Raw genomic sequence first — 13936 nt, forward strand, 5'->3', positions numbered from 1 at the left:
TGTCTTTCTCCCCTGATGGCTGCATCAGAATTCATCGTCGATGATGATGTTTCCGTAGCGGTCGATGCGCCCGGTCTGACCGGAGAGCAGAACCGTGGTCGAACTCATTTCCTCAAGGATGGCCGGGCCGATGATCACCTCGCCAGCCGCCAGGACATCACGGCGGTAGACGTTCAGCGCCTGCCATCCAGCCGGCCCCAGATAGACCTCGCGTCGTTCCTTGAACGCCTCGGCCAGCGTCTTGCCGCTCGTCAGAAGAGCCGGACTTTCCTTGGCAATCGTCCCGACAGCCTGAACGGCCACGCTCACGATCACGACCTGACGGTTCGGGAAGCACGTTCCATACGCCGCCCTGTGCGCGTGATGGAACGCCTCGCGGAACGCCTCCACTGAAGGGATCGGCGACAGATCCACGCTGACCGGAATTTCATGGTTCTGCCCGACGTAATACGCATTGACCGTCGCATTGAAGAGCCGTGCGGAAGCCGCAATTCCCTCGGTCTGCAGCCATACATCGCCCCTGCGGACGAGGGTTTCGAGGGTCTCGATCGTGACCGACCAGCCATCTTCATCCGCACGTTCCAGAAGCGTCCGGGTGAAGTCGAGGCTGATGTCCGACATCAACGTGCCACGGGCACACATCGTGCCGGGTTCGCGTGGAATGATGATCCGCCGGATCTCGGCCTCGCGCGCAACCTCAGTCGCATGAAGAGGGCCGCCGCCGCCAAAGGCGAAGAGCGCAAGCTTGCGGATATCATGCCCCTGCTCGACCGTAACGGCGCGAATGGCACGCGCCATGTTCGCTGCGGCAATCCGGATGATCCCATAGGCGGCTTCATCCAGCGGAATCCCAAGCCTGTCCGCGACATTCCGCTCGACAGTCCGGCAGGCGGCGTCCCGATCCACCGGCAGCCGCCCATCCAGAAGGGACACGGGATTGAGGCGGTTGAGCACGATATTGGCGTCAGTGAGCGTCGGGTTTTCGCCCCCCTTGCCATAGGCGGCCGGACCGGGAACGGCACCCGCGCTTCGGGGCCCGACCTTGAGCCCCCCGCTGGCATCCACATGGGCGATGCTGCCGCCGCCCGCACCGATCACCGTAATGTCCACCATCGGCAGCCGGACAGGGTGCCCGGCAACGTCGCGGCTTCGCGTAAAGCGTGGCTGACCGCCGGAGACCAGCGAAACATCCGTGCTCGTCCCACCCACATCGAACGTGACGATATCGGGAATCCCCGCCAGGGACGAAACGATCGCCGCACCGATCACTCCCGCTGCCGGACCAGAGAGGCATGTCGCAACAGGAAAGCGCCGGGCGGCCGCCACTGGCAGCAGGCCACCATTGGAGTGGATCGTCATCGGCTCGACACCAATGCCCAGTTCACGCGTATCGGCGCAGAGATGGTCAAGATAATGCGCCATCTTCGGCCCGACACAGGCATTCAGGACCGCGGTCGATGTGCGTTCGAACTCACGGAACTCAGGCAGCACGGCCGAAGATCGCGTGACGTAGAGGTCGGGCCAGCGTTCGCGGATATAATGTTCCGCTTCCTTTTCATGCTCCGGCGCGCGGTAACTGTGCAAAAACGAGATGGCTATGGCCTGCACCCCATCGGCCAGCAGGCTTTCAACCCCCCGCCCCAGTTCCTCCAGATCCAGCGGTTGCAGCACGTCTCCTGAAGCCGTCACACGCTCGCTCACCTCAAGACGATGACAGCGCTCCACCGCCGGCTCGGGCTTTTCCTTATGGAAATCATAAAGATAAGGCCGCGTCTGCCGACCGATCGCCAGGACATCGCGGAAGCCCCGTGTCGTGATCAGACCCGTGGTAACGCCCTTGCCCTCAATGATCATATTGGTGGCAACAGTGGTTCCATGCCCGAGATACGCGACCTTCCCGGCCGCAATCCCCCGTGTCTCAAGGATCGTTCTGATCCCCGTCAGAATGGCTTCGGACGGATCATGCGGGGTGGAGGGTGTCTTGAAATAGGACAGCTCCCCACCCTCAGCCTCCGAGACCGTAAAATCGGTAAACGTTCCGCCGACATCTATTCCTATCCGGACCATGGGAGCCTCCGTTGACAGACTGTTTTCAGTATTCGGGTTCTTTCCAGACATCATGCGAACCTCAGGCCAGAAGACGGGCGACATCGAAGGCGCCGATATCGTAACGGGACCGACCGTGCATGATGCAGTCGGCGATGATCTCCCCGACCAGGGGAACAAGCTCGAACCCGTGGCCGGAAAATCCGAATGTATGGAAGACGCCGGGAACACATGCGGACGGCCCGATGACCGGCAGAAGGTCTGGCGTCTTTCCTTCCAGCCCCGTCCAGGCCCGCACGATCTGGACGTTCCGGATGGCCGGAAACAGCGCCTGCGCCGCTGCTGCCCCCCGAGACAGGGCACGAAAATCAACCTGCGTTGACCCCTTTTCCAGATCGGCCCAGCCCTGGATCCCGCCGCCGACAACCAGCGTTCCCTGCGACGACTGCTTGAAACTCAGGGGCCGCCCGACCGTACTGAAAACCGGTCCGAACGCCTGCTGCACCCGCTCGGTGACAAACACCATGGACGCCTTGTACCCAAACCGGATGGCCTCACCGACCATCCGGCAGACCTGACCGCCCCAGGCACCTGCCGCATTGACAACATGGCGCACAGCCCAGTTTCCCGCATCCGTCACCACGCGCCACCCCCCGGCCTCGGGTTCAAGCGCCATGACGGAGACCCCCTCGCGAATGACGGCCCCATGCCCTTCGACAGCCCGGCGGAATGCGGCAATCGTCCGATGGGGATCAGCCGCCCCATCGCGGCGGGCGATGAGCCCCCCGACACAGTGCTCACTGATCATGGGGGCCAGCCGACGCAGTTCCCGGGCGTCGATCAGTTCTTCATGATGGAACCCGAGGTCGCGCGTCCGGGCGGCCCGGGCCGCCAGTGCCTCCATCTCGGCATGACTTTCGGCAACCTTGATCTGACCGCCCGCCCGGAAGCCGCAGTCATCCCCGACAAGCGCATCCATCCGGTACCACCGGTCCAGTGCCTCAAGGGAAAGGGCAATTTCCGCCGGATCGCGCCACAGGGTCCGGACACCCGCCGCCGTCGCGCCCGACGCCCGCCGCCCGATCCATGACCGTTCGAACAACACGACGTCCTGACCCCGCTGCACCAGCGCCAGCGCACAGGCCAGACCATGCAGCCCTCCGCCGATCACGGCCGTCGTGGCCTGCCCGGCCTTCATGACGAAAGACCTTCATCTGCCAGACCCGCCAGATCGCAGAGCCGGACCGGTTTCAGGGGCGGCCGCACCCGGAAGGGCTGGACGTCGCTCATCTGACGCCCCTCGGCAGCGGCAATCAGGGCCGCCACGGTCAGGCCGCACTGTCGCCCCTGACAGGGCCCCATTCCCGCCCGGGTAAAGGCCTTGAGCTGGTTCGGCCCCACGCTCCCCGCAAGCGCCGTACTCAGATCGCGAACCCGCAGTTCCTCGCAGCGACAGACGATCGTGTCGTCATCCGGCGCAAAGATCTCCCCGCGCGGCCGGAAAACCCGATCCAGAAAAGGACGCAGCGCCAAGGCACGCGCGAGAGCCGCCCGACAGGTCTCCTCGGTCATCCCGGGTTCAGCCGGAACTTTCCCCAGCCGTTGCAGGATGCGCAGAGCCGACAGCCTGCCCCGATGGACCGCAGCTTCGGCGCCACCAATACCGGCCGCATCTCCCGCGATCAGGATATCGGGATGGCTGCACTCGCCCCATTCATTCAGAACGGGCCTGTATGCGGCCTGCCCGGCATCCCATTGGATTTCACATCCGAGACTGCGCGCCGTATGCAGCTCGGGCAGCACCCCCTCATGAATCAGCAGAAGAGACGTCCTGATCTCTTCCACCCGTCCGGATGCCGTCCGGTAGCGTACGCCCTCAAGCCGATCCGTTCCCAGAGCCTGAAGATCAACAACACCCGGAACATAGCGTCCGGCACGATGGCGCAGCCCCGCATACCAGGACGCGCCCTTGGCAAGCTCGCCGCTGCTCCGCAGGACGGCCCTGCCTGCAAGCCGCAACGACTCATGCAGAGGAGTGGAAGGCCGGGTATCGAGAAAACCCGCCACCGCTCCCCCCATTCTGATCAACTGATGCGCATAAAGCAGCGCCAGCGGGCCACATCCCGCAATCCAGACAGGCTCCGAAGGAACGCTTCCGGGGTTCTTGAGCAGGATCTGCGCCGCTCCAACCGTCATGACCCCGGGCAACGTCCACCCCCGGAACGGAGCCGGACGCTCCTGCGCTCCTGTCGCGATCAGAACCAGACGCGGGGTAATCACACGTGTCCCCCCAGGACCCGTGACATATGTTCCCAGAGTGGGCTCGATCTGCCAGACGCGCGTGGACGGCCAGTAAACTGCCCCACATTCACGAAACGCCCGGACTGTCGCCAGACCGGAGCAGTACTGCGCCCCCAGCGCCCTGCCGCGGGACGTCCCCGCATTTGCTTCGACCCCACGCCAGATCTGGCCGCCAGGGGTCGGCTGCTCGTCAACGACGACAACCTTCAGCCCCGCGCGCGCCGCAACAATCGCAGCGCTCATTCCAGCCGGGCCGGCTCCCACGATCAGAAGATCCGGCTTCAGCATGACGGCCCCACCTTCCGTGGACCCGTCTGCCGCTGTACCTTCAGACCGGCACGAACAGGCGTCTGGCACGCGCGGACCAGCCCTTCTCCCTCGACCAGCATCAGACAGTCGAAACACACACCCATCATGCAGTACGGAGCCCGCCGGGCACCGGAGACCGGTGTCGTGCGGCTCCAGGAAGCGCCCTCACGCAACAGCGCGGACGCCACCGTTTCTCCGATCCGCGCGATGACCGGATATCCGTCGATCTCGATCGTCACCGTGCTCTCCATCCTGCCCCGGTCATCTTCAAGCAGCCTGAACATTGAACCTCCTGGCACTGAACTGCTGGACGTCATCCCAGCTCCCATATCCGGCGATGCGCTTCGCGAGCCCACGGGCGTGATAGGCCGCCAGCGTCACTCCCGAATGGCAGATGCAGGCATACGCCCCCGGAAACCTGGAACTGTGCTCGTAAATGGGCGCGATATCCGGCGTGATCACGCGTCGGCCGCTCCACTGACGGACGGCTGAAACACGCGCCAGATCGGGAAATACCCTGATGGCGCGGGCCGCCAGACTGGCTGCCGCACCGGCCGTCGTCCCTGTATCGCGGCCAACATTCTCCTTGGTGCCGCCAATCATGATCGTGCCCCCGGCAGTCTGCCGGATGCGGTCGGACGGATAGGGCAACACAGGCCCCACACGCTCCGTCACGAGGATCTGCCCGCGCTGCAAGGTGAACGGCAGCGTCATGCCAAGCGGCTCAGCAAGAACCCGGCTTGCTTCCCCCGCCGCGATCACCACCCGGGCCGCGTGCACGACACCTGTTTTCAGATGCAGCCTGAACTGCCCGCCGCAGACCTCGATCCCATCAACACGTCTGCCGCGATGAACCGTCCCGCCAGCATTCACAAATCCCTGCTGAAGCGCCATCAGCAGACGCAGCGGATTGACATGACCGTCCAGAGCGGAAAAGGCACCCCCGGTAACGTCTTTTCCAAGGCGGATCCCGGGATACAGGCGCTCCAGCTCGCGGCGGGAGAGCATCCCGATTTCGGTCTTCTCCATCTGGCCCGCAAGTCTGGACAGGATCGTCTGCCGGGCTTCGAGTTCCTGATCGCCCAGACAGAACGTCAGACCGCCCTGCCCTGCGAACTCGATCGGAATTCCGCCTGCTTCCTCGATTTCCCTGGAAAAACTGCGCCACTCTTCGACCGCCAGCCGGGACAGACGCTGATAGGCGGGCATGCCCACACCCTTGCTCTGATACCAGACCAGCCCGAAATTCGCCTGGGCAGCGCGCGGATCGCTGTCTCTTCCATCGATCATCAGAACAGAATCCAGATGCGAGGCCAGACCATAGGCAATGGCCGAACCGACAACCCCACCCCCGATGACCACGCAATCAAACATCACATCCCGTCCTTTCGGTACAAGAACGTTGCAGATTCGATTATGAATTGTCTAAGACCGTTTTTGACCCATCCCATTCCGGAAGGTTATGGCCGCGATGAAGCCCCTGAATTTCCGGCAGATCGAACTCTTCACGACCCTGATGGAACAGAAAACCGTCAGCGCGGCAGCCGTAGAACTGAACATCTCCCAGCCAGCGGCCAGCAAACTGCTCCGGCACCTGGAAATTGATACCGGTCTGGAGCTGTTCGAACGCGCAAAAGGGCGCCTGTGGCCCACTGCCGAAGCCAGAACGCTGTATGAAGAAGTGTCCTGCCTTTATCACAGCCTCAACAAGATCGAAGACGTCGTCCAGGCCATCCGGCGCCGCAAGAACAGGGAGCTGGTTATTGGCGTCCTGCCCGCTCTCTCAACAGGTTTTATTTCCCGGGCGGCCGCGCTTTATCTTGAAAAGAACGAGAACGTCTTTCTCAATATCGTTTCCCTGCCCTCAATCGACATCCTGCGTGGCCTTACCAGCAAGACGATTGATGTCGGTGTGATCGGCAGCCAGCAACTGACAGACGGCATCACCTGCGTTTCGCTCATGGAGCGCCCGATGGTCTGCATCATGCCTCGTGGCCACCCGCTTGCAGCACAAACCGTCATCACACCGCATCACCTGACGAACGTCCCGTTCATCTCATTCAGCGTGGAATCGCTGACAGCCCGTCTGGTCCGGGACATTTTCCAGCAGGAAAACGCAACGCTGGACATCGCCCATGTCGTCAACACGGCACCGCTCCTGCTCTCCCTCGTCTCGGCGGGGCTGGGCGTCTCGATCGTGCATCCCTTCTATATCCCCTCGGATGACACGAACATCATTGTCCGGGAGTTCGCACCCGCCGTGCAATTCAGGTTCCGTGTGTGCTACCTGGTCGAGAAGAAATCGGACAGTCTGACCCGCCGCTTCTCGGATATCGTCCGCCTGCTGGATTAAGCCTGAACCTGATGGCCGAACCGCTCCGGGATTGGCGAAGACCTATTCTTCTGAGAAGAAGGTCTAATGAGCAATCCTGTGAAGAAGGTTTCCCCTGAGGTCCACGCCCGTGCGATGCGGTTGGTTCTGGAGCATGAGGGCGAGGTTGATACAGGCAAGCGGGCTGGCGTTCCGCCTGAGACTGCTCACCGGCTCAAGGCACTGGAGCACGAGAACCAGAAACTGCACCAGATGAATGAGATCCTGCCCAAGGCATCAGCGTATTTTGCCCAGGCGGAACTCGACCGCCCATTCAGGAAATGACAGCGTTTGTTGACGAGCTCCGTCAGGGCTACAGGGACAAGCCGATTTGCAGGATGCTGCAGATCGCCCCGTCGGCTTACTATGAGCGGCTCCGAAAACGTCCGAGCCAGAACGGCGATCGGCTCAAAGCAAGCGTGACAAGGTCCTTAAGCCCGAGATTTTGCGGGTTTTCTCGGAGTACTCTGGTGTCTACGGCGTACGGAAGGTTTGTCGTAAGCTGTGCGGGGAAAACGTCACGGCTGCCCGCTGCACTGTGGCCAGACTGATGCACGACCTTGGCCTGTAAGGCGTGATGCGGGGCAAAGCGAAGCGGACAACAATCAGTGACAAGGGCGCTCCCTGTCCGCTCGACCGCGTCAACAGGTAGTTCAAGGCATCGGCGCCGAACCGGCTACGGGTGTCGGACTTCACCTACGTCACGACCTGGGCCGGGTTCGTCTACATCGCATTCGTCACCGACGTGTTTGCCCGATATATCGTCGTTTGGCGCGTCAGCCGGACAGCGCATGCGGGCTTCGTGCTCGATGCCCTGGAGCAGGCGATCCACGCACGCTGCCCGTCAGGCAGTTCCGGACTGGTGCATCATCCGGATCGCAGCTCTCAATACGTCGCCATCCGCTACACCGAGCGTCTGGCGGAAGCGGGGGTCGGAACCGTGTCCGTCGGCAGCGTCGGAGAGAGTTACGACAATGCGCTAGAGCGGTTCCACTTTAATCTGGTTCATATCCAGCGGCTGTAAAGAAACTGGCGCATTGACTGTATGTGAAAGCCGGGAGCAGCGCCCCGACGGTGTCCCACAGAGCACCGACAGTCCGTTCGGCTCTGGCGCGTAGCAAGGCTTTGAGTTTTGAGAAGGCCATTTCGATGGGATTGAAGTCCGGGCTGTAGGGCGGAAGGAACATCAGTTCCGCGCCTGCCTGCTCAATGGCCTTCTGTGCCGCCGGAAGTTTATGCGCCGGAAGGTTGTCCATCACGACGATATCGCCCGGCTTCAGTGTCGGGACGAGAACCCGTTCGACATAGACCTGAAAGATCGTGCCGTTCATGGGACCATCATGCACGAAGGGCGCGGTCAGGCCTGTCAGACGCAGTCCACCGGTGAAGGTCGTGGTTTTCCAGTGGCCGTGCGGCACACCGGCGCGGCAGCGTTCCCCGCGCAAGGCACGCCCGCGCAGACGGGCCATCTTCGTGGAGAGGCTGGTTTCGTCAATGAATACCAGCCGCTGCGGATCGAGATCAGGCTGCAGGGCAAACCAGTCCTGACGTTGTTTCAGGACGTCCTCGCGCTCCTGCTCCAGTGCATGGGCGGTCTTTTTTTGAATGTCCATCCGTGCTGCCGCAGCCAGCGGCTGAGCATGCTACGGCCAATCTCGATGCCACATTCGCTTTGCAGGCGCGCCAGCATCTCGTTGAGCGTAATGTCTTTCTGCATTTCGATCATGCCAGCAATGAACGCTTCATGCCCGTCCAGCCGTGACCCGCGCGGCTTGCCCTGACGACGAGGCGTCCGCTCGCCGCTTTCGCGTTCCCGACGCAGCCAGCGGATCGCTGTCGAAATCCCAACTCCGAACCGTGCCGCAATCGAGCGGGCCGATGCTCCCGCAACTCCAGCTTCCAGAACCCGCTCCCGAAGATCATCACTCAATGCTCGTGCCATCACCGTCTCCATCAACAAAAACGGTGAATCACATTCCCCCTTCAGTGTCACCTCTCGATTCAGAGTTCAGTGGAACTGCTCTAGCTTTAGATTCGATCTGAATCCTTGCCTGGTCGCGGACGCGAGTCAGCGATTCTTTCGAGCCACGCTCTGGCTTCCATTGCAGGGGCAGCGGCAGTTCCGCCAGCGCCGTTGCTGTCGTGATGCCGTGATCCTTGAGCTCTGCGATCTGCATCGAGGAGATGCCCGCCACGAGGCAAAGGTGATCGTCATCTCGGCGTTGCTTGTCGCAGCGTGCGCTCCAATTGCAGATATCGCAGTTTGACGTCGGCTCCGGGTAGGTCTGTCCAAGCTTGTCGGTTCCAATCACTCCAAGCAATCGCTGTTTCACCTGACGATGATAAGCAGCGAAATCGGCAAGCCGATACCGCTCTGGTTCAAAGTCAGTCCAAGGCGGGATGACACTGGCAAAGACCGGCATGGTACCTTGCGCTTCGCCAATGAGCTCGGAGTAGAGGCACAGTTGAAGAACGGTTCCGCCTTTCGTTTCACGGGCGAGCTTGGTGTCAGCGGCTTCATAGGACCAATCTCCGAGGTCGCTTGGCGTATCGACGCGCTGCAGAATGTCAGCACGGCCAGCCCAAGTTCCACCTCGTAGCGCGCCCTGGACGATCACGTCAGCGCCCGCACGCATGGCGGCGATGGTTTGAGCAACGGCTTCTTCGCTGACGTCCACGCCCTCAATCGTAATGCATGAAAGGCCTTGGGCGCGCAAATGGCCCACATAACCCAGTTCGTGCTGCTTGCCGCGGTCCCAGAGCGCTTCGAGAGCTGGATCGAAGAACTTTCGACGCGGAAGTTCACCACGCGCTGCCGCGTAATCCAATTGGGTCAAATGCCGACAGTTGAGATACCCCACCAGATCGGTAGCGCTCAGGCGGAGCGATCCTTTTTCAATTTGCACGTTATACACCTAGGATAAACAGCATACTTCTATTATAAATAAACCCAAGTGTTAGCTGCTTCAATTACTGCATACGGATCAATCGGAATTGATCACCTAAGCCCAATTGCGATCGATTGAGCTCATAGCTGGATATGCACGGATGGTAGCTTCCAATGGATAGATCTGATGGTGTGAACGGCAGCTAAGAGGCGACTGCTGCCTGTCTGCTCCTGCATCACGGAGCAGATAGGCAGATCAGGGGGGAAATGCGACTGTCTCTTTGTAAGGCAATAATATTAATAAGCAGACGTTTGTACCAGCCTTTCGGTGGTCCGTTTTTCTACTCTGTCGGCTATAGGCACCTTTTTCCCGTGGAGTAATCACATGGAGAAAATCTCGAGGACGCATATTGGTCGCGGTATTCGGCAGGGAACCGAGAGGCGCTTTGCGCATTACCATCAGTGTCATTCAGATGCGTTGGCGAAATGCCTGTCAGGCATGACGAACCACGTGACTTTTGCGGCGGCGGAGTTTAAGGTCATGCTCATGAGCACCCGTGCACGTCAAGACGTTCTTCTTGCCATTAAGAAAAAGACGGCAAAGAACACGAAGAGCAAGAAAACTGCCACTGCGACACTGCGCCGTTTGGGGATCACCGATAAAAAGGGAAAGATCACTAACGAGTATTCTTGTAATCCGCATGTCAAAGCTGCGATTGGCGTTAATATAGGTTAAATTGTCGCAGCTTACCTCATGACAGCACTTCATACTTCGTTCCTTTTAGCTTATCATGGCTGCTCTGAAGATATCGGTCGCCGTCTTCTAAACGGAGAAGCGCAGCCTATACGCTCTGAGAAAGATTATGATTGGCTCGGTCCTGGCTTCTATGTTTGGGAATCCGATCGAGATCGCGCTCAAGAATGGGCGGATCAAAAGACGGCTCGTGACTCGCAATTTAAACCGTTCGTTCTCGGGGTTATCCTTGATCTAGGAAATTGTCTCGACTTAACGAACCGTCAAGACCTACCTATTCTTCAAGAAGCATACGATGGGTTGAAAAAAACTCTCAATAAAAAAGGCATACCTATGCCGACAAACCAAGATTTAAAATTAGATAAAAATAAAGACAAATTGCTTAGAAACCTTGATTGTGCGGTTATTAGGTACCTGCACGACTCTCTCGACTCAAAAAAGCCTCAGAAATTCTTTTATGATACTGTTCGCGGACTCTTCCAAGAGGGCGGAGAATTGTATCCAGGCAGCGCGTTCAGGGAGAAGACACACTCTCAGATTGCCATTAGGAATTTTGATTGTATCAAAGGCTTCTTCTTGCCTTTGGATGAAGAAGCCGATGCAGGTGTTTAGCACAAGTCCTCTCTCGCAGAGTTAATGCTATCACCCAAATTCTTTTTGGCGAAAACAAAGGTCCACTTACGTGTCCGCCTTCCGTTCATGGAAACCATCACAGTAGGGCTTTGTTGCAGAATTCGGCATGCGGTCGTGATGAGTCCTTTGATGTTCTGTTCTTTACCGGACGGCCTGCGTGAGGGGGATTCCGAGCGCTGTGAAGCGATTGAGTATGGCGATACGGACGTGAACTTCCGTGACCTGACGGTCGAAGTCCCGTGCCGTCAGGCGCTGACCGAGAAGTTTGATGCAATGCATTTTCGTCTCGACACGGCTTCTTCGATGATAACCGCTCCATCGTTTCCAGATGGCCCGACCGAGATGCCCACAGGCCCGCAGAGCTTCATTGCGGGCGATGGCCCCCGGTGATGTGGGGCTCCATGGTTTTGCGTTCTTCCGAGGCGGAATGATAGCCTGGGCGCCACGGTCGGCGATGGTTTCATGGGATTGCCTGGTATCATACGCGCCATCGGCGATGACGCTCGCGATGGTCTCGTCATCAGGGATCTGGGCCAGAAGTCCCGGCAGAACCGGGGCATCACCGACCTCGTTGCCCGTGATCTCGACGGCCCGGATTTCCAGTGATCCTTCGTCAATCCCGATGTGGAGTTTACGCCAGATCCTACGTTTCGAGCCGCCATGCTTACGCCTGTGCCATTCGCCTTCTCCCTCGACCTTGATCCCGGTGCTGTCGATCAGGAGATGAAGCGGTCCGCCCGAGCCACCATAGGGAATATCGACTGTCAGGGATTTCTGCCGCCGGCTCAGCGTGCTGAAATCCGGTACATGCCACGCCAGTCCAGCCAGGCGAAGCAGGCTTTCGACGAAACCGGTCGCCTGCCTCAGGGCCATGCCGAAGAGAACCTTCAGCGTCAGACAGGTCTGGATCGCGGCATCGCTGTAACTCCGTCGCCGTCCCCGCCGCCCCGTTGACAGGCCTCCCCAGGTCATCGCCGGATCAAACCACACCATTAGAGACCCACGCTTCTTCAGCGCCGCGTTATAGGAAGGCCAGTTCGTCGTTCGATAGGTCACAGGCTGCGGCTTGCTCATGCCTTCCCGTTACCAGATAGGATTCACTCGGTGAATCCTGCCACCATAAATTCTGCAACAAAGCCATGACGACCAGAAAGCCGTATTAAGCGGAAGATACCAAGCCGCAAAGCTACAACTCTCTCGGCGGGTTGGAGGCTCAAAATGGCTGTTTTCCAAAGAAGTTTTTGAACGCATTGAGCGTCTTCTCAAGGAGGTCCAAATGCCAGGTATCCGAGATTGGTACGAAGTCCTTGAAGGTGGTCAATATCTGACTTCTCAATGCATTGAGGATATTGAGAGGCTCGCACGAGCTGAAATTAATCAGAACGGTTTCCGTTATTTCCTGAATAGAGTAAGAAATATATTCGATAAGGTATTTTCTAAAAATAAAAATTGAAGGGTAATAGAAATATTTTGGAAATTATTTACTTTTTCATTCATGGGCGTAGCAGTGTCATCTGCGTTTAATAATATTCTTGTATTCTCACAAACATGATTCATAGCGTAGAGATGGATCTTCCGTTCAGCCGAAAATAGCCTATCTGCTCGATGTACGTGAAGCAGACAGGCCGTAGTCGCCTCATCCCAGACATACGAGCCGCATTGATTGATGCTTGAAAGCGGCCATCGATGTGATTTCGGGCAGCATGCAGCTATACTGTGATAAATGTATGGATTGGCAATTTCTCTTGCAAAAGATAAGCTCGTTGCATGACCTCGCTGCGCCCAAACCTTATCAAGCGAATTGATCGTCTGCCCAAGCCGACTTCAGCTGCTGCCGCTCTGCAGCCATTGTTTGAAGCTGTAAGTAACGCAATTCACTCAACGCAAACGCGCTTCCGTGACACCGTCCAAAAGCAAGGTCGCGTTGTGGTCACAATTTCGACCAACCGAAAAAAAGAGGGGGTCTGGGCGACTGTCGNGCGAATTGATCGTCTGCCCAAGCCGACTTCAGCTGCTGCCGCTCTGCAGCCATTGTTTGAAGCTGTAAGTAACGCAATTCACTCAACGCAAACGCGCTTCCGTGACACCGTCCAAAAGCAAGGTCGCGTTGTGGTCACAATTTCGACCAACCGAAAAAAAGAGGGGGTCTGGGCGACTGTCGAGGACAATGGACTGGGTCTCGATACGTGCAACTGGGACGCCTTTACCACAACTGATACCGACAACAAACTCAGTATTGGCGGCAAAGGCGTTGGCCGCCTTCTTTGGCTTGACTGCTTTGAGCATATACAGATCACAACAGTGTATCGCGAGGGCGAGAAGCTTTCTCGCCGCAAGTTCACGTTCCGTCTCGCCAATGATGATCAGATAACCGATTATCAGAGTGAGGCTGTTCCACCAACTTCCGACACTTCGTTCCATGTCCGGTTCAGCAGATTACGAGATAACGGCTACCGGGCCAAGTTCCCTGGACGAGATAGTTTTATCTTCCAACACATCACGTCGCACTTCCTACCAACTTTCATAGGGAATCATTGTCCAATAATCGACGTCCATATTGGTGATGAGACCCAGCACTACCCGGCCGATATCGACAAAATCGTTTATCGCAAAGAAATGCCCGTTGAGTTGAATA

The 13936-nt window shown here is 58.4% G+C and carries 11 protein-coding genes, 1 pseudogene and 1 other annotated feature; of the genes and pseudogenes, 4 read left to right on the plus strand and 8 right to left on the minus strand.

The window, feature by feature from the left end:
• Positions 1-24: 24 nt before the first annotated feature.
• From KP707_RS15465 to KP707_RS15485, 5 genes are all read right to left on the minus strand, one after another.
• Positions 25-2067, minus strand: coding sequence for a hydantoinase/oxoprolinase family protein (locus KP707_RS15465; protein ID WP_215769432.1), 2043 nt, complete (start codon positions 2065-2067; stop codon positions 25-27).
• Between the two features lie 61 nt (positions 2068-2128).
• Positions 2129-3244: an FAD-binding oxidoreductase gene (locus KP707_RS15470; RefSeq protein WP_215751766.1), complete on the minus strand. Its 1116-nt coding sequence runs from the start codon at positions 3242-3244 to the stop codon at positions 2129-2131.
• The gene (locus tag KP707_RS15475) at positions 3241-4635 is read right to left on the minus strand and encodes an NAD(P)/FAD-dependent oxidoreductase (RefSeq protein ID WP_215769433.1); all 1395 of its coding nucleotides are present in this window, start codon (positions 4633-4635) and stop codon (positions 3241-3243) included. The genes KP707_RS15470 and KP707_RS15475 overlap by 4 nt, the downstream gene beginning before the upstream one ends.
• Entirely contained in the window at positions 4629-4940 is a 312-nt protein-coding gene (locus KP707_RS15480; RefSeq protein ID WP_215751764.1) for a (2Fe-2S)-binding protein, read from the minus strand. Before KP707_RS15480 ends, KP707_RS15475 begins: the two co-directional genes overlap by 7 nt.
• The gene (locus tag KP707_RS15485) at positions 4924-6030 is read right to left on the minus strand and encodes an FAD-binding oxidoreductase (protein WP_215751763.1); all 1107 of its coding nucleotides are present in this window, start codon (positions 6028-6030) and stop codon (positions 4924-4926) included. Before KP707_RS15485 ends, KP707_RS15480 begins: the two co-directional genes overlap by 17 nt.
• Positions 6031-6127: 97 nt before the next feature.
• Here KP707_RS15485 and KP707_RS15490 point away from each other — a divergent pair, with 97 nt between their 5' ends.
• Together KP707_RS15490 and KP707_RS16905 are read left to right on the plus strand one after the other, a co-directional pair.
• A complete protein-coding gene (locus tag KP707_RS15490; RefSeq protein WP_215751762.1) occupies positions 6128-7009 on the plus strand; it encodes a LysR family transcriptional regulator in 882 nt (293 codons plus the stop codon).
• Between the two features lie 66 nt (positions 7010-7075).
• Positions 7076-8009, plus strand: a pseudogene (locus KP707_RS16905) (IS3 family transposase); the annotation flags it as partial.
• Positions 7267-7383: a sequence feature (AL1L pseudoknot), on the plus strand. It overlaps the preceding pseudogene by 117 nt.
• Before the next feature lie 13 nt (positions 8010-8022).
• Here KP707_RS16905 and KP707_RS15510 read toward each other — a convergent pair.
• A protein-coding gene (locus KP707_RS15510) for an IS630 family transposase (RefSeq protein ID WP_252348906.1) occupies positions 8023-8969 on the minus strand; the annotation gives its coding sequence in 2 pieces (ribosomal slippage) (positions 8023-8624 and positions 8624-8969; 948 coding nt in all).
• Positions 8970-8997: 28 nt separating this feature from the next.
• The gene (locus KP707_RS15515; protein ID WP_215751758.1) at positions 8998-9933 is read right to left on the minus strand and encodes a TM0106 family RecB-like putative nuclease; all 936 of its coding nucleotides are present in this window, start codon (positions 9931-9933) and stop codon (positions 8998-9000) included.
• Positions 9934-10299: 366 nt separating this feature from the next.
• Between KP707_RS15515 and KP707_RS16910 the strand changes: the two genes are divergently transcribed.
• Positions 10300-10650, plus strand: coding sequence for a hypothetical protein (locus KP707_RS16910; protein ID WP_252348908.1), 351 nt, complete (start codon positions 10300-10302; stop codon positions 10648-10650).
• 18 nt (positions 10651-10668) lie between these two features.
• Positions 10669-11280 carry a hypothetical protein gene (locus tag KP707_RS15525; protein WP_215751757.1) on the plus strand — a complete coding sequence of 204 codons (612 nt, stop codon included), beginning with the start codon at positions 10669-10671 and terminating at the stop codon, positions 11278-11280.
• A 162-nt stretch (positions 11281-11442) separates the two neighbouring features.
• Here the strand turns inward: KP707_RS15525 and KP707_RS15530 are convergent, their stop codons facing one another.
• Positions 11443-12375, minus strand: coding sequence for an IS5 family transposase (locus KP707_RS15530; protein WP_070324350.1), 933 nt, complete (start codon positions 12373-12375; stop codon positions 11443-11445).
• Positions 12376-13936: the final 1561 nt, after the last annotated feature.

The organism is Gluconobacter sp. P5E10 (assembly GCF_018812145.1).
Lineage (GTDB): Bacteria > Pseudomonadota > Alphaproteobacteria > Acetobacterales > Acetobacteraceae > Gluconobacter > Gluconobacter cerinus.